This window comes from Phenylobacterium sp. (assembly GCF_013822795.1).
Classification (GTDB): Bacteria; Pseudomonadota; Alphaproteobacteria; order Caulobacterales; family Caulobacteraceae; genus Phenylobacterium.
In genome coordinates, this window is sequence record NZ_PNLB01000001.1 from 344,124 (window position 1) to 364,672 (window position 20,549).

The 20,549-nt window shown below is 68.9% G+C and carries 16 protein-coding genes; 11 read left to right on the forward strand and 5 right to left on the reverse strand.

What is annotated here, in order from left to right:
- Positions 1 to 1,512 carry an ankyrin repeat domain-containing protein gene (locus C0481_RS01610; RefSeq protein ID WP_293399978.1) on the reverse strand — a complete coding sequence of 504 codons (1,512 nt, stop codon included), beginning with the start codon at positions 1,510 to 1,512 and terminating at the stop codon, positions 1 to 3.
- 98 nt (positions 1,513 to 1,610) lie between these two features.
- On the opposite strand from C0481_RS01610, the gene C0481_RS01615 reads away from it, so the two are divergent.
- Positions 1,611 to 2,030 carry a GFA family protein gene (locus tag C0481_RS01615; protein WP_293399980.1) on the forward strand — a complete coding sequence of 140 codons (420 nt, stop codon included), beginning with the start codon at positions 1,611 to 1,613 and terminating at the stop codon, positions 2,028 to 2,030.
- Between the two features lie 3 nt (positions 2,031 to 2,033).
- On the opposite strand, the gene C0481_RS01620 is transcribed toward C0481_RS01615, so the two are convergent.
- Together C0481_RS01620 and C0481_RS01625 are read right to left on the reverse strand one after the other, a co-directional pair.
- Complete coding sequence (locus C0481_RS01620; protein ID WP_293399983.1) at positions 2,034 to 2,612, reverse strand: pyridoxamine 5'-phosphate oxidase family protein; 579 nt, start codon at positions 2,610 to 2,612, stop codon at positions 2,034 to 2,036.
- Between the two features lie 88 nt (positions 2,613 to 2,700).
- Positions 2,701 to 3,231 (reverse strand): PEPxxWA-CTERM sorting domain-containing protein, encoded by a 531-nt coding sequence (locus tag C0481_RS01625; RefSeq protein ID WP_293399986.1) that lies wholly within the window; start codon positions 3,229 to 3,231, stop codon positions 2,701 to 2,703.
- 216 nt (positions 3,232 to 3,447) lie between these two features.
- On the opposite strand from C0481_RS01625, the gene C0481_RS01630 reads away from it, so the two are divergent.
- Together C0481_RS01630 and C0481_RS01635 are read left to right on the forward strand one after the other, a co-directional pair.
- Positions 3,448 to 4,620, forward strand: a complete 1,173-nt coding sequence (locus C0481_RS01630; RefSeq protein ID WP_293399988.1) for an acetyl-CoA C-acetyltransferase — start codon at positions 3,448 to 3,450, stop codon at positions 4,618 to 4,620.
- 52 nt (positions 4,621 to 4,672) lie between these two features.
- On the forward strand, positions 4,673 to 5,371 hold the full coding sequence (locus C0481_RS01635; RefSeq protein ID WP_293399990.1) for an SDR family NAD(P)-dependent oxidoreductase: 699 nt from the start codon (positions 4,673 to 4,675) through the stop codon (positions 5,369 to 5,371).
- Positions 5,372 to 5,404: 33 nt separating this feature from the next.
- Here the strand turns inward: C0481_RS01635 and C0481_RS01640 are convergent, their stop codons facing one another.
- Positions 5,405 to 6,745, reverse strand: coding sequence for a sorbosone dehydrogenase family protein (locus C0481_RS01640; RefSeq protein WP_293399992.1), 1,341 nt, complete (start codon positions 6,743 to 6,745; stop codon positions 5,405 to 5,407).
- 148 nt (positions 6,746 to 6,893) lie between these two features.
- Between C0481_RS01640 and C0481_RS01645 the strand changes: the two genes are divergently transcribed.
- Both C0481_RS01645 and C0481_RS01650 read left to right on the forward strand, forming a co-directional pair.
- Positions 6,894 to 8,471 carry a carboxylesterase family protein gene (locus C0481_RS01645; RefSeq protein WP_293399994.1) on the forward strand — a complete coding sequence of 526 codons (1,578 nt, stop codon included), beginning with the start codon at positions 6,894 to 6,896 and terminating at the stop codon, positions 8,469 to 8,471.
- 47 nt (positions 8,472 to 8,518) lie between these two features.
- Positions 8,519 to 9,529, forward strand: a complete 1,011-nt coding sequence (locus C0481_RS01650; RefSeq protein WP_293399997.1) for a LacI family DNA-binding transcriptional regulator — start codon at positions 8,519 to 8,521, stop codon at positions 9,527 to 9,529.
- Here C0481_RS01650 and C0481_RS01655 read toward each other — a convergent pair.
- A complete protein-coding gene (locus C0481_RS01655) occupies positions 9,526 to 10,542 on the reverse strand; it encodes a LacI family DNA-binding transcriptional regulator (protein WP_293399999.1) in 1,017 nt (338 codons plus the stop codon). The two genes, C0481_RS01650 and C0481_RS01655, sit on opposite strands and share 4 nt — an antisense overlap.
- Before the next feature lie 265 nt (positions 10,543 to 10,807).
- On the opposite strand from C0481_RS01655, the gene C0481_RS01660 reads away from it, so the two are divergent.
- The 6 genes from C0481_RS01660 to C0481_RS01685 all read left to right on the forward strand — a co-directional run bounded on the left by C0481_RS01660 (position 10,808) and on the right by C0481_RS01685 (position 20,442).
- On the forward strand, positions 10,808 to 13,009 hold the full coding sequence (locus C0481_RS01660; protein ID WP_293400001.1) for a TonB-dependent receptor: 2,202 nt from the start codon (positions 10,808 to 10,810) through the stop codon (positions 13,007 to 13,009).
- 69 nt (positions 13,010 to 13,078) lie between these two features.
- Positions 13,079 to 15,223 carry a TonB-dependent receptor gene (locus tag C0481_RS01665; RefSeq protein WP_293400004.1) on the forward strand — a complete coding sequence of 715 codons (2,145 nt, stop codon included), beginning with the start codon at positions 13,079 to 13,081 and terminating at the stop codon, positions 15,221 to 15,223.
- A gap of 30 nt (positions 15,224 to 15,253) precedes the next feature.
- Positions 15,254 to 16,060 carry a phosphatase PAP2 family protein gene (locus C0481_RS01670; RefSeq protein WP_293400007.1) on the forward strand — a complete coding sequence of 269 codons (807 nt, stop codon included), beginning with the start codon at positions 15,254 to 15,256 and terminating at the stop codon, positions 16,058 to 16,060.
- 9 nt (positions 16,061 to 16,069) lie between these two features.
- The gene (glk, locus tag C0481_RS01675) at positions 16,070 to 17,074 is read left to right on the forward strand and encodes a glucokinase (RefSeq protein ID WP_293400009.1); all 1,005 of its coding nucleotides are present in this window, start codon (positions 16,070 to 16,072) and stop codon (positions 17,072 to 17,074) included.
- A 123-nt stretch (positions 17,075 to 17,197) separates the two neighbouring features.
- A complete protein-coding gene (locus tag C0481_RS01680) occupies positions 17,198 to 19,147 on the forward strand; it encodes a glycoside hydrolase family 3 N-terminal domain-containing protein (protein ID WP_293400011.1) in 1,950 nt (649 codons plus the stop codon).
- Positions 19,147 to 20,442: a sugar MFS transporter gene (locus C0481_RS01685; RefSeq protein WP_293400014.1), complete on the forward strand. Its 1,296-nt coding sequence runs from the start codon at positions 19,147 to 19,149 to the stop codon at positions 20,440 to 20,442. The genes C0481_RS01680 and C0481_RS01685 overlap by 1 nt, the downstream gene beginning before the upstream one ends.
- Positions 20,443 to 20,549 lie beyond the last annotated feature (107 nt).

Below are 20,549 nucleotides of genomic sequence, written 5' to 3' on the forward strand. Positions count from 1 at the left end.
CTAGCGTGCGCCCAACCTGCGCAAGGTGACGGCAAGTTCGGACTCGCGGCCGGCCTGAGCCTCCACGAGGGCAAGCATGCGCTTGCCGTTCCACTCGGCGTTCAGGTCGGCCCCGTTCTGGACCACCAGCTCGAGCAGTCGTGGCGTGTCGTAGCTCGGGGCCAGTTTCGTCGGCGCATAGGCGAGCGGGAAGAGCAGTTGCCAAGCGCCAGGGCGGCCCTGCCAGTCGGGTAGATTGAGATCGGCGCCGGCTTTCACCAGTTGCTGGAAGATCGCCAGCGCGCGCTCGTCATGCTCATCCCGGTCGCGATCCAGCGTCATCGCCCGGACAGCGATCCAGACGGGCCGATCGCGATGGGCCATCAGGTTCGGATCGGCGCCGGCCTCCAGAAGGAGCCTCACCGCCTCGGGCGTACCTGGGTAGATTCCGTTGGAGGCGGTAGTCAGCGGGCTTTCGTAGTTGCGGACCGCGTTCGGGTCGACGCCGTGTTTCAGGGCCAGCTTCACGAGGTCCGGGCGCACCGCGGGCCGGCCGAGGGAAGCGTCGAGCAGCCTGTTTGCGAGACGAAGGCTGTTGTCCTGCAGCGCTAGCTCCAGCACTTCGGCGTTGGGCAGGGGCGGCCACAGCTCTCGTACAGGGTAGTGAGGCCGAGTGCGGATGGCGCGGACAATGGCGACGTTGCCGGAGCCGACGGCGGCTTCGAGATACTCGGCTGGCCAGACCCGGTCCTTCCCCCAATGTCGCGCCTCCATCTCGGGGCTTATCCACCGCAGAAGCTGAGTAAACTTGGCCTGGCGCCCCAGGGCTGCAGCCCAGCGGAGTGCGCTCACGCTCTGCGACCCTGTCAGCGGATCAGCCCCCGCGTCGAGCAGCGTCGAGATCGCGGAGTCATTGCCCCGCGCGACCGCCCAGGCCAGCGGCGACATGCCAAGGCGGTCAAGCCTGTCCACCGGGGTCGTGGCCAGGAACCGCCGCACCTGCTCGGCGTCGCCCCGGCGCGCGGCCTCGTGCAGGTTGCGGGGAGGGGAGGTTACAGGGCGCGCCGGCCGAGTGACCCAGGTGACGTCATAGCTTCGGAAGGTGTCGGCGGGACTGCTCACCCGGCACAGGTCGGCGTCGCCGTAGGCGGGTTGGCTGACCAGGGTGCGATTGTAGGTCTGGGTGTACGCTATCAGCGCGGCCTCCTCGCGGCCGATCGCATGGCTGACGGCGAGCGAGAAGCGGACGGCGGGGGCGCCGCCGTTGGGCGTGTGGCAGATCACGCCTCGGATTTGCGTGCTGATGTCGTGGTTCTCGATCAGGCCGAAGTCGCCCGCTTGCGCCGCCGCGATCGCCTCAGCTGCCGGATCAAGCTTGCCGCTGAGGATTTCGGCTCGCGCCGCTTCGGACCGAGCCATGAGCTGGCGAACGTCGCTGCTTTCAGCCTGCTCATCGGACGGAGGCGTAGCTCGGGCGCAGCCGCACGCGAGGAAGGCGACTGCGAGACACAGACCGGATATGGCGGCGCGCATAGGGTGCTCCAGGCGAAGGTGTTCAACCTATGCGAGATGTGATTGCCAACCATTGAAGGGCTTGCGGCGCGGTCGAGCATCTGCGCGGGGTGAGGGGCTTGGCCAAGGAGACGCGAGTGCTGACCGGGACCTGTCACTGCGGCGGGGCGCATTGGACGCTGGAGGGCGACCCGGGCCGGGTGACGGCGTGCAACTGCACGCTCTGCCGCCGCTATGGGACCCTGTGGGCCTACGATTTCGAGAACGAGCGGATCACGGTCTCCGGGTCGACCTCGTCCTACACCCGCGCCGGCAAGGACGATCCTTCGCTGGAGATCCTGTTCTGCCCGACCTGCGCGGGCGTCTTGGCCTGGCGCGGGATGCGGGTGAAGTCAGATGGGCGGCGGCGCATGGCGGTGAACCTGCGGCTGGCTGAGCCGGAGGCGGTGGCGCACCTGCCGATCGACCACTTCGACGGGTTGGACAGCTTCGACGACCTGCCGAGCGACGGCCGCTGCGTGCGCGATCTCTGGTCCTAGGCTTCAGCAGCGTCGTGGCGGAACTACGTCGCTGAAGATCGAAAAGCTCTTCCAGGCCGGTTCGACCGGGGCGGCGTCCGGCTGCGGGACGTAGGGCGAGGGAGCCTTCAGTTCCAGTTCGGGAATGTAGCGCGGGCAGTTGGGGAAGATGTCGCTCGGCGTGACCTCGACCAGCAGCTGGGCGCCCGGCCACTCGGTCATCTGCGGATCGTCGCGCAGCACGCGGGCCGCGCCGTTGACCCGCAGCCGCGCCGGCTTCGGGCCGATGCCAAGGAAGAGCAGGCCGACGTGCGGATTGACCTCGACGTTGCCGAGGCTGCGGAACATGCCGTTGCCGTCATAGTCGGGAAACACCAGCCGGTCGGGCGCGAGGATGCGGACGAAGCCTGGATCGCCGCCCTTGTAGGAGCAGTCGGGCCGGCCTTCCGCGTCGGCCGTGGCCAGGAAGAAGAACGGCAGGCCCTCGATGAAGGCCTTGTCGGCGTCGGTGAAGCGGTCGTGGCGCAGTCGCTCGTCGAGGCGGTCGGCCAGAGCCGTGCTGTCGAACTCGGCCTGCAGTCCGCGTTGGCCCGAATGGTACATGCGGCCTCCCTTTTCGGACTAAGCTAGCACGAAAACGCCGCCGGCCTCGCGACCGGCGGCGTGCGTTTCGTTCGGATCAGAGCGTCGCTCAGGCGGCTGCGAAGGCGACCTTGCGGCCGTGGCTGCGCAGGGCCGCGCCGGCGAGGCCGAAGCCCATAATCATCATCGCCCAGGTGGCCGGTTCCGGCACCGCCGAGGGCACGTCGAGGACGACGCGGCCGCCGGTGACGGCGCGCGGGCCGCCGGTGTTTTGGTACTCGTACGAGGTGTTCAGGATGTTGGCGCCGCCGGCGGTCAGCGGGAAGAAGTCCAGGCGCAGTTGCTTGGCGTAGCCGCTCGTGGAGATCCGGAAGCCCTGGGTCGGCAGCGAGACCCAGTCGGCCAGGGCGGCGTTGTCGTAGGTGAACGTCGAGAACACGCCCGGCCCGAACGTGCCCGACGAAGCGGTGATGTTCACCGACAGCAGCGAGGTCAGCGCGTCGTCAGTGGTGAAGCTGCCGGTCAGCGTGCCGCCGCCTTGCAGGGTCACGTTGTCCAAGGTGAACACCTTGGCGGCCCAGGCCGGCGCAGCGGTGGCGATGGCGGCGATGGCGGTGGCGATGGCGATCAGGCGCTTCATGTCGGTTCCAAATCGGGAAAACTGAGCTGTGTTGCACACGTCTAAGCAACATCGGCGCCAGGGATACAAGTTTGGAGTGTGACGCGCGCCGGACGGCGGGCGCGGGGGCGCGGCGGCCCGCTTCACGTGCGCGTAAACCCCATTGGCTTACGTGACGTCGCGCTCCTAAATGACTCGCCGAAGCGCGACGGACGCGCATTTATCGGGAGCGGAACAATGGGCGAAGCCTACATCGTCGCAGCGACGCGGACGGCCGGCGGGCGCAAGGGCGGCAAGCTGAAGGATTGGCATCCGGTCGACCTCGGCGCTGTGGTCCTCAACGACATCATCGAGCGCACCGGCGCCGATCCGGCTCTGGTCGAAGACGTGGTCATGGGCTGCGTCGGCCAGGTCGGCGAACAGGCGATCAACGTCGCGCGCAACGCGGTACTGGCCTCGAAGCTGCCGGAAAGCGTGCCGGCGACCAGCGTCGACCGCCAGTGCGGCTCCTCGCAGCAAGCCCTGCAGTTCGCCGCCCAGGCGGTGATGAGCGGCACCATGGACGTGGTGATCGCCGCGGGCGTGGAAAGCATGACCCGCGTGCCGATGGGCCTGTCGGCGGCGCTGCCGGCCCAGAACGGCTTCGGCAACTACATGAGCCCGCGGATGAAGGAGCGCTATCCGAACATCCAGTTCAGCCAGTTCATGGGCGCCGAGATGGTCGCCAAGAAGTACGGGCTGACCAAGGACGAGATCGACCAGTACAGCTACGAGTCGCACCAGCGCGCGATCGCCGCCACCCAGGCCGGCAGCTTCAAGAACGAGATCGTCGCCATCGAGGTGGTCGACGCCGAGGGCAACAAGACCCTGCATACCGTCGATGAAGGCATCCGCTTCGACGCCAGCCTGGACGGCATCCGCGGCGTGAAGCTGCTGGCCGAAGGCGGCGCGCTGACCGCCGCTTCGTCCAGCCAGATCTGCGACGGCGCCTCGGCGGTGATGGTCGTCTCGGAAAAGGGCCTGAAGGAACTGGGCGTGAAGCCGCTGGCCCGCATCCATCACCTGTCGCTGCTGGGCCACGACCCGGTGATCATGCTGGAAGCCCCGCTGCCGGCCTCGGAACGCGCCCTGAAGCGCGCGGGCATGAGCGTCGACGACATCGACCTGTTCGAAGTCAACGAAGCCTTCGGCTCGGTGCCCGTCGCTTACATGAAGCAGCTGGGCGTTGCGCGCGACAAGATCAACGTCAACGGCGGCGCCATCGCGCTGGGCCACCCGCTCGGCGCCTCGGGCACCAAGCTGATGGCGACCCTGCTCAACGCTCTTGAACAGCGCGGCGGCCGTTACGGGCTGCAGACGATGTGCGAGGGCGGTGGTATGGCGAACGTCACCATCGTCGAGCGACTCTAAGGCCCGTCCCCGGTTCCGGACGGAGCCGGGTCGCAGCTAGAGGAGCTGCCCCATGACCGGACGCGTCTATGCAATCACGGGCGCGTTCGGCGTGCTGGGCTCGGCCGTCGCGCGCGCTGCGGCGGCCAAAGGCGCGCGCGTCGCCCTGATCGACTATGCGAAGATTCCGCCCGAGGGTCTGGGAGAGGACTGCGGTCCTGAGGGCCTGATCCTCGGCGGGGTCGACCTGACCGACGCGGTGGCCGCCGGCGCGGCGATCGACGCGGTGGATCGTCACTTCGGCCGGCTGGACGCGCTGATCAACGTCGCCGGCGGGTTCCGTTGGGAGACGCTGGAAGAGGGCTCCTGGGAGACCTGGCACCAGCTGTTCCGGATGAACGTGCTGACCGCGACCAACGCCAGCCGCGCGGCGATCCCGCACCTGAAGCGCAGCGGCAGCGGCCGGATCGTCAATGTCGGCGCCAATGGAGCGCTGAAGGCCGCGATGGGCATGGGCGCCTACGCCGCCTCCAAGGCCGGGGTGCACAAGCTGACCGAGGCGCTGGCCGAGGAGCTGAAGGCTGACGGGGTGACCGTCAACGCCGTGCTGCCCTCGATCATCGACACCCCGACCAACCGCGCGGACATGCCGAACGCCGATTTCAGCGCCTGGGTCACGCCGCAGGACCTGGCCGCGGCGATCCTGTTCCTGGCCTCGGAGGAGGCGAGGGCGGTGACCGGCGCGCTGCTGCCGGTGACCGGGCGGGTTTGACGGCGGGTCGGGCGAGGATGCTGGTAACCGGTCCTATCTGGACGTTCCGGTAGCGAGCGTTCCGGCGGGAGCCACACGCCAGATCGTCTTGCCGACGTCGTCGGCGACCAGCAGCGCCCCGGTCTTGTCGACGGCGACGCCGACGGGGCGGCCCTGCGCCTCGTCCTTTTTGTTGAGGAAGCCGGTCAGGAACGCTTCGGGCGGGCCGCTGGGCTTGCCGTTCGTGAACGGCACGAAGACCACGCGATAGCCGCTGGGCGGTTTGCGGTTCCACGAGCCGTGCTGGCCGATGAAGACGCCGCCCTGGTAGTGGGCGGGGAAGGCGTCGGCGCGATAGAAGGTCAGCCCCAGCGAGGCGGTGTGCGAGCCCAGCGCGTAGTCGGGGACGATGGCCTTGGCGACCAGGTCCGGGCGCTGGGGTTTCACCCGTGCGTCGACGTGCTGGCCGAAGTAGCTGTAGGGCCAGCCGTAAAAGCCGCCGTCCTGCAGGCTGGTCATGTAGTCGGGAACGAGGTCGTCGCCGAGCATGTCGCGCTCGTTCACCGCGGTCCACGGGACGCCGGTGGTCGGCTCGAAGTCCAGGCCGTTGGGATTGCGCAGGCCCGAAGCGAACACCCGCGCCGGGCCGGCGGGCAGGGGATAGACGATGACCGCGGCGCGGTTGGTCTCGTTCTCGATGCCGTTCTCGCCGATGTTCGAGTTCGAGCCGACGGTGGCGTAGAGCTTGGTTCCGTCCGGGCTGGCGACGACGTTCTTGGTCCAGTGGTGATTGATCGGCCCGCCCGGCAAGTCGAAGACCTTCTCGCCGACGCCGATGATCTGGGTCTGGCCGTCCGCATAGGGGAAGGCGACGACCGCGTCGTCATTGGCGACATAGAGTTTGCCGCCGGTCAGGGTCATGCCGAACGGGCGCTTGAGCCCGTCGGCGAAGGTGGAGCGCACCTCGGCCACCCCGTCGCCGTCGCCGTCGCGCAGCAGGGTGATGCGGTTGGGGCTTTCCATGGTCGCGCCGGCCTTGTCCTGCAGGCGATTGGCGATCATGGCGGTGATCCCCTTGGCCTTTGTTGGCTCGGACGAGGCCTCCGAGACCAGCACGTCGCCGTTGGGCAGGACGAGCAGCCAGCGCGGGTGAGCGAGGTCGCTGGCGAAGCGGGTGACCGTGAACCCGGCCGGGGCGACCGGCGCGGCGCCGGCGGGCCAGCCGACCGCTTGGCGGGCGTTCAGCGTCGGGATCAGGCTCGATTTCGGCGGCGGCAGCTGCGGCTTGGCGCCGAAGCCGGCGAACGGGTCCGCCGAGCCCTGGCCGCAGGCGACGAGGGCCAGGGCGGCCAGCGGCGGGCCCACGCGGGTCAGGGCGGACTTGAGCGGAATCATGACGCAGGCCTTTGAATGAACGGAGATATTTGAGCACCTGTCGGCAGCCCGCGCCAGCGTCGCCGTGTGAGTGATTGACAACGTTATCAGTGAAGCTGACCATACAGCCAACAAGGACGCTGCGATGAGGCGGCGAGGGGAGGATGAGATGATCGGCAAGGCGGGCGCGCTGGGCGCGGCCATGGCGCTGGGGCTGGCGGCCCAGGCGCAAGGGGCCGAGGTGGTGAAGGTCGAGAGCGGCCAGTTGCAGGGCGTCGTGCAGGACGGGGTGATCGCCTTCAAGGGCGTGCCGTTCGCAGCCCCGCCGGTCGGCGATCTGCGCTGGCGTCCGCCGCAGCCGGCGGCGAAGTGGAGCGGCATCCGCAGCGCCGCCGCCTATGGCCACGACTGCGCCCAGAAGCCGTTCCCCAGCGACGCTGCGCCGCTCGGAACCGAGCCGGCCGAGGATTGCCTGGTGCTGAACGTCTGGCGGCCGGCCGGCGCGCCGGCGAACGCCAAGCTGCCGGTGATGGTCTGGATCTACGGCGGCGGCTTCGTGAACGGCGGCTCCTCGCCCGATGTCTATTCCGGCCATCAGTTCGCCAAGCAGGGCGTGGTGCTGGTCAGCTTCAACTATCGCGTCGGGCGCTTCGGGTTCTTCGCCCATCCGGCCCTGACCAAGGAAAGCCCCGGCGGCCCGCTCGGCAACTACGGCTTCATGGACCAGATCGCCGCCCTGAAGTGGGTGCAGCGGAACATCGGCGCGTTCGGCGGCGATCCCGGCAACGTAACCATCGTCGGGGAGTCTGCGGGCGGCTTCTCGATCCATACCCTGATGACCACCCCGGCGGCCAAGGGGCTGTTCCACAAGGCGATTGTCGAGTCCGGGGGCGGGCGCGGCAACATCAATCCGGGGCGCAAGGTCAGCGGCCAGGCGCCCGGCGGCCCGCCGTCCGGCGAGCAGGTCGGCCTGGCGTTCGCCAAGAGCGTCGGGATCGAGGGCGAGGACGCCGCCGCCCTGGCGGCGTTGCGCGGGCTGCCGGCCGACAAGGTCGTCGCCGGCCTGAACATGATGACCATGTTCACTCCGACCTATGCCGGGCCGATGGTCGACGGCCAGATCGTGACGGACGAGCCGGGCAAGATCTATGCGGCCGGCGGCGGGGCGGATGTGCCGCTGATCGTCGGGGCCAATAGCATGGACATCGGCTTCTCGATGGCCAAGTCGCTGGACGAAGTGTTCGCGCCTTTCGGCGCCGAGCGTCGGGCGGCGGCGGAGGCGGCGTTTGATCCGGGCAAGACCGGCGATGTCCGCAAGGTCGGGACTCTGGTCGCCAGCGACACCATGATGGTCGAGCCGGCGCGGTTCGTGGCCAAGGCCTGGGCTAAGGCCGGGCGGCCGGTCTACGCCTACCGCTTCAGCTATGTGGCCGACTCCATGCGCAAGGAGTGGCCGGGCGCGCCGCACGCGACCGAGATCCCCTATGTCTTCGACACCGTGAAAGCCAAGTACGGCGAGGCGCTGACCCCGGCCGACGCGGCGATGGCGCAGCTGACCAGCGCCTATTGGGTGGCGTTCGCCAAGAGCGGCGATCCAAACGGGCAGGGGCGTCCCACCTGGCCGCGCTATGAGCCGGTCGGCGACCAGATCCTCGATTTGACCAACGACGGCGCCCGCGCCGGGGGCGATCCCTGGAAAGCGCGCTTGGACCTGGTGGAGCAGGCGGCTGACGCGAAGAAGCCCTGAGGCGCGAGAATCCGCGTTATATCTGCGCGGATGAAGGACGCCCGAGCGTGACGACGACGATCAAGGACGTGGCGGCGCGCGCTGGACTGTCGGTGATGACGGTCTCGCGCGTGCTCAACGGCGAGCGTCATGTCAGCGACCAGGCTCGCGACAAGGTCCAGGAGGCGATCGAGGCGCTGGGCTATCGGCGTAACGTATTCGCCCGCGGCCTGCCCGGTTCGCGCTCGTTCCTGATCGCCATGCTGATCCCGGAGATCATTCCGGACTATGTCGCCGAGTTCCAGCAGGGGGCGGTCGAGCAATGCCGCTCGGCCGGCTACCACCTGGTGGTCCAGCCGTTCGACAGCCGGACCGGCATGGCCGCGCAGGCGGTGGCGGCCGCCGTCGCCTCGTTGCGGCCCGACGGCTTCCTGCTGATTCCGCCGGTCAGCGACGACCTGGCGGTGCTCGATACGCTCGACGAGGCCGGCGTGCCGTATGCGCGGCTGGCGCCCAGCGTTCAGCCGCAGCGCGGCGCGTCGGTGGCGGTGGACGAGGTCGAGGCCGCGCGGGCCATGACCTCGGCGCTGTTCGAGCTGGGGCACCGCCGGATCGGCTTCATCGGCGGGCCGCCGGACCACGGCGCCTCGGCCTGGCGGCTCGAAGGCTACCGCAGGGCCTTGGCGGAATGCGGACTTGCCGCTGATCCACAGTTGATCGCGCCGGGCGACTTCCTGTTCGCGACCGGCGAGGCCGGGGCCGAGGCGCTGCTGGGCCTGGCCGAGCCCCCGACGGCGATCTTCGCGGGCAATGACGACATGGCGCTCGGGGTGATGGCGACGGCGCAGCGCCTGGGGCTCTCGGTTCCGGGCGATGTCTCGGTGGCCGGGTTCGACGGCGGCGAGATTTCGACGCTCACCTGGCCGCAACTGACCACGGTCCGGCAGCCGGTGCAGGCCATGGCGGCTGCGGCGGCCGACGCGGTCATCGGCATGGTCGACGCCGGTACGATGCAGGGGCCGGCGCGCCGCCTCGACTTCACGCTGCTGTTGCGGGCTTCGACGGCCCAGGCGGCCTAGCCCGGGGGCGCGGCCGTCGAGCGACGGGCGCGGATCTCGAAGTCCAGCTGCAACGCAGGATCAGCCAGGTCCTCGTTCGCCGACATGCTGATCAGCATGTCGGCCGCCGCTTGGCACATGGCGTCGACCGGTTGACGGACGGTGGTCAGCGACGGCGAGCAGATCTGCGCGGCGCGCGTGTCGTCGAAGCCGGCGATCGACACCTGGTCCGGCACCGCCAGGCCCAGTTCGCGCGCCGCGGCCATGACCCCCAGGGCCATCTTGTCGTTGGCCGCAAAGATCGCCGTGGGGCGGTCGGCGCCCGACAGCATCCGATGGCCGGCGGACATGCCGCTCTCGAAGGTGAAGTAGCCTTGGACCATGTGGTCGGCGCCCGCCTGCAGTCCGGCGGAGGCCATCGCCCGTTCGAAGCCGGCCAGGCGCAGGGCCGAGGCGCCGTGGTCGGGGTGGCCCAGCACGAAACCGATGGCCTGGTGGCCGAGGTCGAGCAGGTGACGGGTGAGGGCGAAGGCCGCCGCTTCGTCGTCGATGAAGACGCACGGGCCGCTCTCGCGGGCGGCGTTGGGCGCGATCCGCACGTGGGCGACGCCCAGCCGGTCCAGCACCGCCATCGCTGACGCATCGTCCGAGATCGGCGGCGTCATGATCACGCCGTCGAGCCGCAGGCTGGAGATGATCTGTTCGATCTGGCGCGCCACGTCGTTCTGCGAATCCACCGGCTCGACCGCCAGGTGGTAGCCGGCCTCGCGACAGACCTGCAGGGCTCCGAGCTCGGCCTCGGTCACGTAGCTGTAGTTGGGGTTGTCATAGAGGAAGCCGATCAGCCGCGAGCGGCCGCCGATCAGCCCGCGGGCGGCGATGTTGGGCCGGTAGTCGAGCGCTGCGGCCGCGGCCAGCACGCGCTCGCGCACCTCCTTGCGGACGTGGGGCTCGCCGTTGAGCACCCGCGAGACGGTCTTGAAGGACACCTCGGCCTTGGAGGCGACGTCTTTGATCGTCGGTTGCCGGGACAAGCCAATCTCCAGCCGCGCGGAGAAGAAGCTCTCGCGCGCTTTGCGTGCGACGGCAAGTGCCGGCCGCATGAACGTCAGTCGGTGCAACGCCCGATCGGCAATGGTCGCTCAATGGTTGTCGTCATTTTGTCAGATAACGTTGTCAGATTCGATTTGACAACGTTATCTGATCACGTCCACCTTCACCGTGCCGGGCCCAGAACGATGGCCCGGGGACGAGGGGATGGCCGGGCACAGATACCGGCCACGCAGGGGGAAACGACGGATGACCAGATCAATTCTGGCCGTGAGCGCGGCTGCCCAAGTGCTGCTGCTGGCGAGCGCCGCGCAGGCTCAATCGAATGTCGAGATCGAGGAGGTGGTGGTCACCGCCGAGCGCCGCGAGGAGACCGCGCAGCGGACGCCGCTGGCGATCACCGCGCTGTCGGCCGACCAGCTGACCAAGCAGGGCGTGCGCACGGTCACCGACCTGACCAACATCGTGCCCGGAGTGCAGATCGGGGCCACCGGCGGCTCGGTCGAGATCGCGGTCCGCGGCATCGGCAGCACCAACAACACCGAGGTCGGCGACCCGGCCGTGGCCTTCAACGTCGACGGCGTCTACATGGCGCGGCCGCGCTCGGCGGCGGGGCTATTCTTCGATCTCGAGCGCACCGAGGTGCTGCGTGGTCCGCAGGGAACCCTGTACGGCCGCAACGCCACCGCCGGCAGCATCAACGTCATCACCCGCAAGCCGACCGAGGCGTACGAGGCGGAAGCTCAGCTCGAGCTTGGCAACTTCTCGCTGGTGCGCGCCAGCGGGGCGGTGAACCTGCCGTTCTCGGAGCAGATCGCGGTGCGCGCGGCGTTTCAGTCGTCGAAGCGCGACGGCTATACCTCGAACGCGCCCGGCGGCGAGTACAACGACGAGGACGCCACCGCCGTGCGCCTGCACGTGCTGCTGCAGCCGACCGAGGACATTTCGCTGCTGATCAGCGGCGACTACTTCCGCAACGCCTACGCCGGCACGGCCAACGCGCCCTTGGGCCAGTACGCGGGTCCTGGCGATCCCTACACCTATCCGATCTCGATCCCGGGCAGCAGCAATCAGCAGAACTATGGCGTGACGCTGCAGGCCGACTGGAACCTGCCGTTCGCGACGCTGACCTATCTTGGCGCGATCCGGAACGACATCGTCCACACCCTGGCCGGCTCGGGACGCAACTATCCGTACGGGACGCCGCGTCCGGCCAGCCGCTGCGAGCCGAGCCTCAATCTGGGCTGCGTCACCGTCTACTTCGACTCCAAGGAAAGCCAGGAAACGCACGAGCTTCGCCTCGGCAGTTCGGAGGGCGCCTTCAAGTGGGTGGCCGGGCTCTACTATTTCGAGGAGACGAACAACGTCTTCGCCAACGCCTTCCCGTTGGTGGCGTTCGTCCAGCCCAACACCTACGCCAACTCCAAGGCTGCGTTATTCCAGGGGACCTACAGCTTCACCGAGCGGCTGCGGGGGACCGCCGGCCTGCGCTACACCCGCGACCACAAGGGCCGCACGGGCGGGACCTACGTCGGGCTCAACAACAGCGGCGGCTGCATGCTGCCCGGCGGCATGAACCGCCCGTTCTTCGGCGCGCCGCCGCCCGGATGCCTGCTCTACGGCAACATCGCCGATTTCACCTGGGAGTCGACCGACTACAAGCTGGGCGTCGAGTACGACCTGACCCCGACCTCGCTGCTCTTCGCCTCGACCTCGACCGGCTACAAGGCCGGCGGCTATGGCGACGGCCTGCCGCCGCTGAACAACAAGTACGAGCCCGAGCAGCTGACCGCCTACGAGGTTGGGGCCAAGAACCGGTTCCTCGACAACCGCGCCCAGCTCAACGTCTCGGCCTTCTACTACGACTACCAGGACTTCCAGGTGACGGGCACCGGGGTCGTCGCCGGCCAGCCGTCGGCGGTCACGGTCAACGCCCCGAAAGCGACGCTCTACGGGGCCGAGCTGGAAGGCACGTTCCTGCTGACCGCGAACGATCGGATCGACGGTTCGCTCGCCTATCTGCACGCCGAGTACGAGGATTTCACCCTGCCGAACGGGGATGCGTTCTCGCCCGGCTTTGCGGACTATTCGGGCCTGACCTTGGCCAAGTCGCCGGAGTGGACCTTCAATCTCGGCTACCAGCACAGCTGGGATTTCGCCAATGACGGCCAGCTGACCGTGCGGGTCCAGACCCACTACGAGAGCAGCAAGAACCTCGACTACCACAACTTCGCGGTCACCGATCAGGACGCTTACACCAAGACCGACCTGATGGTGACCTACGACGCGCCGGGCGGAGTCTGGAGTGTGATGGCCTACGGCCGCAACCTCGAGGATGAAGCCGTCCTCGTGCAGGCCGCGCCCGACGCGCAGAACGCCAACCGCCTCGGCGGCTCGGGCGCCTACGCCCCGCCGCGGCTCTACGGCGTGCAACTGACGGCCAGGTTCTAGGGCCGGCCACCTCAAGAAAACAGACGGTCGGGGCCATGAAGCCCTGGCCGCACATCAGGGAAAACGAAGATGACCAAGCTCATGTGGCTGGCCGGGGCCGCCGCCCTGGCCATGGCTGGGACCGCGCAGGCGCAGTCGGAAGTCCAGGTCGAGGAGGTGGTCGTCACCGCCCAGAAGCGCGAAGGCACTGTTCAGGCGACGCCGCTCGCCGTCAGCGCGATCAGCGGCGACGTCCTTCAGCAGCAGAACGTCGTCGACGCCGGCGACCTGACCGGCAAGGTGCCGAACCTCAATATCGGTCAGGCCGGCAACGAGGTGATCATCAGCATCCGCGGGGTCAGCTCGGCCGGCGTGGTGCCGCAGCGCGACCCATCTGTGGCGTTCCACCTGGACGGCGTTTACCTGCCGCGGCCTTCGGGCGCCAACTCGGTGTTCTACGACCTGGAGCGGGTGGAAGTGCTGCGCGGTCCGCAGGGTACGCTCTGGGGCCGCAACGCCACCGCCGGCAGTCTGAACATCATCACCCGCAAGCCGGTGATGAACACCGGCCAGGCGGCGGGCGAGATCCTGGTCGGCGACTACGGCCGCTTCACGGCCCAGGGCATGTACAACTTCCCGATCATTGACGACACGCTGGCCGCGCGCGCCGCCTTCATCGTCAACCGCCGCGACGGCTATCAGGAGAACGTCACCCCTAACATGCCCGACCTGGCCGACGCGCAGGAGGAGGCGGGCCGCGTCCACCTGCTGTTCACGCCGGGCGAGCGCCTGCGGCTGCTGCTGTCGGCCGACTACTACCATGCGGGCGGGGCGGGGACCGGAAATGTGCTGCTCGGCAACGGCCCGGTCAGCTACATCGCCTCGGGCCGCAGCGCGCCCTACCGTGCCGAGACCAACACGGCAGGGCACATCAACAACAAGATCTGGGGCGTGGCCGCTGAGGCGACCTACTCGCTGGACGCGCTCGACATCGTTTCGGTCACCGCCTACCGCGCCGACGACCAGAACGTCACCAGCGACACCGACGGCACCGCGACTGGCACTCAGACGACGTTCTATTACAACAAAAACAAGACGTTCTCGCAGGAACTTCGCCTCGCCTCGTCGGGCGACGGGGCGCTGAAGTACATCCTCGGCGCCTTCTACATCAAGGAAACCAACGACGATAACCTGTTCCAGTACACCAACCTGGCGCGCACCGCGGGCGTCATCCTGCAGCGGCCGGAGCGGTTCGCAGAATCCTGGGCGGTGTTCGGCCAGGCCGACTACGACATCACCGACACCCTGACCGTCTTCGCCGGCGTCCGCTATTCCGAGGACCGCAAGGGCAATCCGGTCGGGCTGACGCGGCCGATCGGGACCAACCTCAACACCTTCCGGCCCGACGCCGGCTCCTGGGCCAAGACCACCTGGCGGGTGGGCGCCGACTGGGAGATCACGCCCGACAACATGGTCTATGGCAGCGTCTCGACCGGCTACAAGGCCGGCGGTTTCACCAGCAACCGCAACTTCGGTCCCGAGACTCTGACCGCCTACGAGATCGGCTCGAAGAACTACTTCCTGGATCGCCGTTTGCTCGCGAACCTCTCGGCCTTCTACTACGACTACAAGGACCTGCAGGTCGTCTCGGTGCAGCCTGACGAGAACGGCGTGGTGCGAGCTCTGACCACCAACGCGGGGGTTTCGACCGTCTGGGGCATCGAGTTCGAAGGCCGGGCGCGGATCACCGAGGCGCTCAGCGTCGATGCGTCGTTGGGTTATCTCGACGCCAAGTTCGACCGCTATGTCGGGGCCGTCGATCCGCTCTACGGGACGGTCCATGACCTGTCGGGCAACACTCTGCCGCGGGCCCCGCGCTGGAACGGCAACATCGGCGTGGCCTACGCCATCCCGTTGGCGTCCGGCCAACTGACCGCGCGGATCAGCACCCGCTATCAGTCGAAGGTCTACTTCACCGAGTTCAACAACATCCCGATCGTCACCGGCGGGACGACCATCTTCCCGTACCGGATCGCGTCGCAGGACGACTACACCGCCACCGACGTCAGCCTGCGCTACGACGATGACCGCGGTTGGTACGCCGAGGCCTTCGCCGACAACCTCGAGGACGAGGCGGTGCTGCTGTCGGTCAGCACGGACTCGGCGCGGAACTTCTTCGGCAGCTACGGCGCGCCGCGGACCGTCGGCGTGAAGGCCGGCTTCAAGTTCAACTGATCCTCCTCCAGTCGCTTTGAGAGAACCAACATGATGAAGAAGCGCAGGCCGCTGCGCGCCGGGCTGGTCGCCGCCGGGATTTCGATCCTGGCCGGCGCCGCTCTCGCGGGCTCCGAGCCGGTCAAGTTCCCAACCCTGCCGAAGGGCTACCTGGCGCCGGGTTCACTGAACGCGGCGAACATCGTGCCGCCGGCCCCGACCGATGGCGACGCGCGCGACCAGGTGGACCGCAAGGTCTTTCAGTCGACGCGCGCGTTGAAGGACAGCGACCGCTGGAAGCTGGCGACCCGCGACGTCGACATGATGCCGAGCGGGATGATGGAGGCGTACTCGTGCGCGGTGGGTGTGAAGCTCACCCCCGCCAACGCCCCCAAGCTGAACGGCGTGATGATGCGGGTGCTGGGCGACTCCATGGTCGCCAACGAGAGCGCCAAGCATCACTTCAAGCGGTTGCGGCCGTTCCAGGTCGCGCAAGGCGAGATCTGCCAGCCGACCGCCCAGGTGGCGAACAGCTTCGACTATCCGTCCGGCCATACGGTGTGGGGCTGGTCGTGGGCGCTGGTGCTGGCCGAATTGGCCCCGGACCGGGCGAGCGAGATCCTGGCCCGGGGCCGCGCCTACGGTCAGAGCCGGGCGGTCTGCGGCGCGCATAACGCCAGCGCCGTCGAGGCCGGCGGCATGGTGGCGGCGGCCACCTACGCGACGCTGCACGGCTCGCCTGAGTTCCGTGCGGACATGGACGCCGCTCGCGCCGAACTGGCCAAGCTGCGCGCGGAGGGCGAGAAGCCGGCCGCCTGCGAGGCCGAGGCCGCGCTCGTCGCCCAGTCCCCCTACTGACGGGCGGCCATGCGGAGAGACGCGAGTTTCGCCCTGGTGGGCGATGTCGGCGGCACCAATGCGCGGTTTGCGATCGCGGACCTGCAGGGCGTGCGTCCGTCGATCGTGATGACCGGCAACGTGCTGTGCCGGGACCACCCCAGCCTGGCGGCGGCCGCCGACGCGTTCTTGGCCTCGGCCGATCTGGCGGCCGCGCCGGCGACGGCGACCATTGCGGTCGCCGGGCCGGTGGCCGATGGCGCGGCGCGGCTGACCAATGCGCCGTGGGACGCCTCGGAGGCCGAGCTGATGTCGCTCGGCTTCTCGCGGGCCAGGCTGGTCAACGACTTCGAGGCGCTGGCGACCGGCGTCGCCGACCTAGTTCCCGAAGACAGCGTGGCCATCGGGCCGCCGCTGGAGGGCCTGACCCGGGAGCCTGTGGTGATCGCCGGGGCCGGCACCGGCTTTGGCCTGGCGGCCCTGGTCTGGCGCGCGGAAGGGCCGGCCCAGGTGCTGGCCAGCGAGGGCGGCCACGCCGCCTTCGCCCCCGTCGACGAGCTGGAGATCGAGGTCCTGCGGGCGCTGACGCGACGCCATGGCCGGGTCTCGATCGAGCGGCTGCTGTCGGGACCGGGACTGCAGGCGCTGCACGCCGTGCTGGCCGAGATCGAGGGCGCGGCCCCGCCGCCGGCGCTGTCGTCTGAAGAGGTGGTGGCGCGCGCCTGCACCGGGGCCGACCGCCAGTGCGTGGCCGCGGTGGAGCTGTTCTGCGCGGTGTTCGGTTCGGTGTGCGGCGATGTCGCCCTGACCTTCGGCGCGAGGGGAGGGGTCTACCTCGCCGGCGGCCTGATGCAGGGCGTCGAGCGGTTCCTGACCGACGGCGTCTTCCGCCAGCGGTTCGAAGCCAAGGGGCGGCTGTCGGCCTTCGTCGAATCGATCCCCACGCGGTTGGTCGTGCAGCCGCACGTGGCGCTGCTGGGCGCAGCGAGGACCGCGCGACGGCTTGCGCCGCAAGCGTTTCAAATGAGCGATTGACAACGTTATCAGTTGCGTGTGGTTTGGCCTCGCGCCAACCCGCGCAGAACTGGCGGGTCCCGGATGCCCCCGGGGCCCGCCGCACTTTGCGGTTGGAAGAAGAACAAGAATTGGGAGGGGACGATGGCCGGCTGGCGTTACGCCTGGATGGCGCTTGGAGTTTTGGCCTCAGGGCCGGCCTTGGCTGCGCAGCAGCCCGAACTTGGCGCCCGCACCGCGCCGCGCCTCACGATCGACGGCCTGGCCTTCAAGGACCTCAATAAGAACGGCAAGCTTGAGCCCTATGAGGACTGGCGGCTGTCGGCCGACGTGCGGGCCGCCGACCTGACCCGGCGCATGACGCTGGAGGAAAAGGCCGGGACCATGATGCACGGCACGCTGCCGGCGCCCGGCAATACGTTCGGATCGGGCGCAGCCTACGACCTGACCGGCGCCGCCAAGCTGATCGAGGACAAGCGCGTCTCCAGCTTCATCACCCGGCTAAGCGGGCCCGGCGCGGCGCTGGCCGAGGAGAACAACAAGGTCCAGGCCCTGGCCGAGAAGACCCGGCTGGGCGTGCCGGCGACCATCAGCACCGATCCGCGCAACCACTTCCAGCACACGGCGGGGGCCGGCGTGGATTCGGCGGGCTTCTCCCAGTGGCCCGAGAGCCTGGGCTTCGCCGCGATCGGCGATGCGGCCTTGATGCAGCGGTTCGGCGAGGTGGCGCGGGCCGAGTACCGCGCCGTCGGCATCCACGTGGCGCTCTCGCCGCAGGCGGACCTGGCGACCGAGCCGCGCTGGTCGCGGATCACCGGCACCTTCGGCGAGGACGCCGATCTCGCCTCGCGCATGGTCCGGGCATATGTCGCCGGCTTCCAGGCCGGCGAGGCCGGGCTGAACAAGGACAGCGTCGTCGCGGTGGTCAAGCACTGGGTCGGCTATGGCGCGGCCAAGGAAGGCTGGGACAGCCACAGCCCCTACGGCCGCTACGCGACCTTCCCGGGGGGGAACTTCGCTTATCACGTCAAGCCGTTCGAGGGCGCTTTCGCGGCCAAGGCGGCCGGCGTCATGCCGACCTATTCGATCCTCGAAAACCTCAGCATCGACGGCAAGCCGGTCGAGCAGGTGGGCGCGGGGTTCAACAAGTTCCTGCTGACCGATCTGCTGCGCGGCACGTACGGCTTCAAGGGCGTGATCGTCTCGGACTGGGCGATCACCAACGATTGCCCGGCCGCCTGCCAGGGCGGCTGGAAGCCGGGCGAGCCGCCGGTCATCGGCATGCCCTGGGGCGTTGACAACCTCACCGAGACCCAGCGTTTCGCCAAGGCGCTCGACGCCGGCGTCGACCAGTTCGGCGGCACCGAGAACAGCGATCTGGTGGTCAACATCGTCAAGGCCGGCCAGGCCAGCGAGGCGCGGCTGGACCAGTCGGTGCAGCGCATCCTCGAGCAGAAGTTCGAGCAGGGGCTGTTCGAGAACCCCTATGTCGATCCCGCCGCCGCCGGCCGGCTGGTCGGGGCGGCCGCGTTCCAGGCCGAAGGGCGCGCGGCGCAGAGCCGATCGTTGGTGTTCCTGGAACGTCGGGCGCAGAACCTGCCGCTGAAGGCCGGTTCGAAGGTCTATCTGAAGGGCGTCGACGCCGCCGCGGCGCAGGCCGCTGGGCTGGTGGTGGTCGACGCGCCGGAAAAGGCCGATGTCGCTATCGTGCGCACCGGAACTCCGCATCAGGTGCTGCATCCGAACTACCTGTTCGGCCTGATGCAGCACGAGGGCGACCTCGACTTCAAGGACGGCGACGCCGACTACGAGGCGATCAAGGCGATCAGCGCCAAGGTTCCGACGATCGTCAGCGTGTTCCTTGACCGGCCGGCCGTGCTGACCGGGCTGAAGGGGCGCGCGGCGGTGCTGATCGGCGACTTCGGGGTCAGCGATGGCGCGCTGCTGGACGTGCTGACCGGCAAGGCCAAGGCCGAAGGGCGACTGCCCTTCGAACTCCCGTCCTCCATGATGGCGGTCAACGCCCAGGCGAGCGACAAACCCTATGACAGCGCCGATCCGCTTTACCGGTTCGGCTATCGGCTGGAGCCCTGATGATGGTTGGCGGACAGAGCAGCGTGGGGGCGGCGTCGCCGGCTGCGACGGGGGTGGGCGCCGCTGGGCGGGTAGTCGCGCTGGTGGTGTCGCTGTTCTTCGCCTGGGGGTTCGCGACCGTCCTGATCGACACCCTGATCCCCAAGCTCAAGGGGCTGTTCCAGCTGAACTACGCCGAGGCGATGCTGACCCAGTTCGCCTTCTTCCTCGGCTATCTGGTGTTCTCGATCCCGGCCTCCATGATCCTGGCGAGGATCGGCTACTTCCGCCAGATCGTGCTGGGCCTGGGTGTGATGGCGACCGGTTGCCTGATGTTCGCCCCGGCCGCGCAGCTGGGCATCTATCCTGCCTTCCTGCTGGCGCTGTTCGTGATGGCGGCGGGTATCACCACCCTGCAGGTGGCGGCCAATCCGCTGATCGCGCTGTTGGGCAAGCCGGAGCTGGCGCATTCGCGGCTCAATCTGGCCCAGGCGTTCAACTCGCTCGGCACCACGGTCGGCCCGCTGGTCGGCGCGGCCCTGATCCTGAAGGGCGGGGTCGAGCATCCGGACGCCGCCAGCCTGACGCCCGAGGCCCTGGAGGTGTATCGCAAGGCCGAGGCCCATGCGGTCCAGGCGCCGTTCCTCGGCATCGCCGCGGTGCTCGTGGTGTTGGCGCTGGTGTTCTGGTTCCTGCGCCGCTCGCCGGCCGCGCCGTCGGCTGCGGGCGAGGCGGGCGGCGGCTTTAGGCCGGCGCTGCTGAAGCGGCCGCGGCTGGCGCTCGGGGCGCTGTCGATCTTTCTCTATGTCGGGGCGGAGGTGTCGATCGGCTCGCTGCTGATCAGCTACCTGATGGAAGACAAGACCCTCGGGGCGGTCGCCGCCACGGCGGGCCAATTGGTGGCGCTCTACTGGGGCGGCGCGATGGTCGGGCGGTTCATCGGCTCAGCGGTGATGCGCAAGGTCCCGGCAGGCCTTGTGCTGATGGCCTGTGCGATCGGGGCGGCGCTGCTGGCCTGCCTGTCGGCGGGGACCGTGGGCCTGGTCTCGGCGGTCGCGGTGCTGGCCATCGGGCTCTGCAACTCGGTGATGTTCCCGACCATCTTCACCCTCGGCATCGAGGGCCTAGGCGAGGACACCCCGCAGGGTTCGGGCCTGCTCTGCCTGGCGATCGTCGGCGGGGCGGTGGTGCCGGTGCTGACCGGCATGGTCGCTGACCATGCCGGCCTGAGCGCGGCGCTGCTGGCGCCGGCCCTCTGCTACGTGTGGATCGCGGTCTACGGCTTCATCTGCCGGCGGCCGCCCGCCCAGGCCTAGGCCATGCCCATGATGTCGGCCTCGGCGAGGTCGACCCGCTGGCGCGGCTGGCCCATGGTCATGGGCCGCAGGCCAAGGTCGGCCATGAGCGCGGCGTCGGTGTCCTT

Bases quoted from the DNA above. Each gene is read 5' to 3' on its own strand.
- C0481_RS01610 (WP_293399978.1), bottom strand. From the start codon at position 1,512: ATGCGCGCCGCCATATCCGGTCTGTGTCTCGCAGTCGCCTTCCTCGCG.
- C0481_RS01620 (WP_293399983.1), bottom strand. From the start codon at position 2,612: ATGTACCATTCGGGCCAACGCGGACTGCAGGCCGAGTTCGACAGCACG.
- C0481_RS01625 (WP_293399986.1), bottom strand. From the start codon at position 3,231: ATGAAGCGCCTGATCGCCATCGCCACCGCCATCGCCGCCATCGCCACC.
- C0481_RS01630 (WP_293399988.1), top strand. From the start codon at position 3,448: ATGGGCGAAGCCTACATCGTCGCAGCGACGCGGACGGCCGGCGGGCGC.
- C0481_RS01635 (WP_293399990.1), top strand. From the start codon at position 4,673: ATGACCGGACGCGTCTATGCAATCACGGGCGCGTTCGGCGTGCTGGGC.
- C0481_RS01640 (WP_293399992.1), bottom strand. From the start codon at position 6,745: ATGATTCCGCTCAAGTCCGCCCTGACCCGCGTGGGCCCGCCGCTGGCC.
- C0481_RS01645 (WP_293399994.1), top strand. From the start codon at position 6,894: ATGATCGGCAAGGCGGGCGCGCTGGGCGCGGCCATGGCGCTGGGGCTG.
- C0481_RS01660 (WP_293400001.1), top strand. From the start codon at position 10,808: ATGACCAGATCAATTCTGGCCGTGAGCGCGGCTGCCCAAGTGCTGCTG.
- C0481_RS01665 (WP_293400004.1), top strand. From the start codon at position 13,079: ATGACCAAGCTCATGTGGCTGGCCGGGGCCGCCGCCCTGGCCATGGCT.
- C0481_RS01670 (WP_293400007.1), top strand. From the start codon at position 15,254: ATGATGAAGAAGCGCAGGCCGCTGCGCGCCGGGCTGGTCGCCGCCGGG.
- glk (WP_293400009.1), top strand. From the start codon at position 16,070: ATGCGGAGAGACGCGAGTTTCGCCCTGGTGGGCGATGTCGGCGGCACC.
- C0481_RS01680 (WP_293400011.1), top strand. From the start codon at position 17,198: ATGGCCGGCTGGCGTTACGCCTGGATGGCGCTTGGAGTTTTGGCCTCA.
- C0481_RS01685 (WP_293400014.1), top strand. From the start codon at position 19,147: ATGATGGTTGGCGGACAGAGCAGCGTGGGGGCGGCGTCGCCGGCTGCG.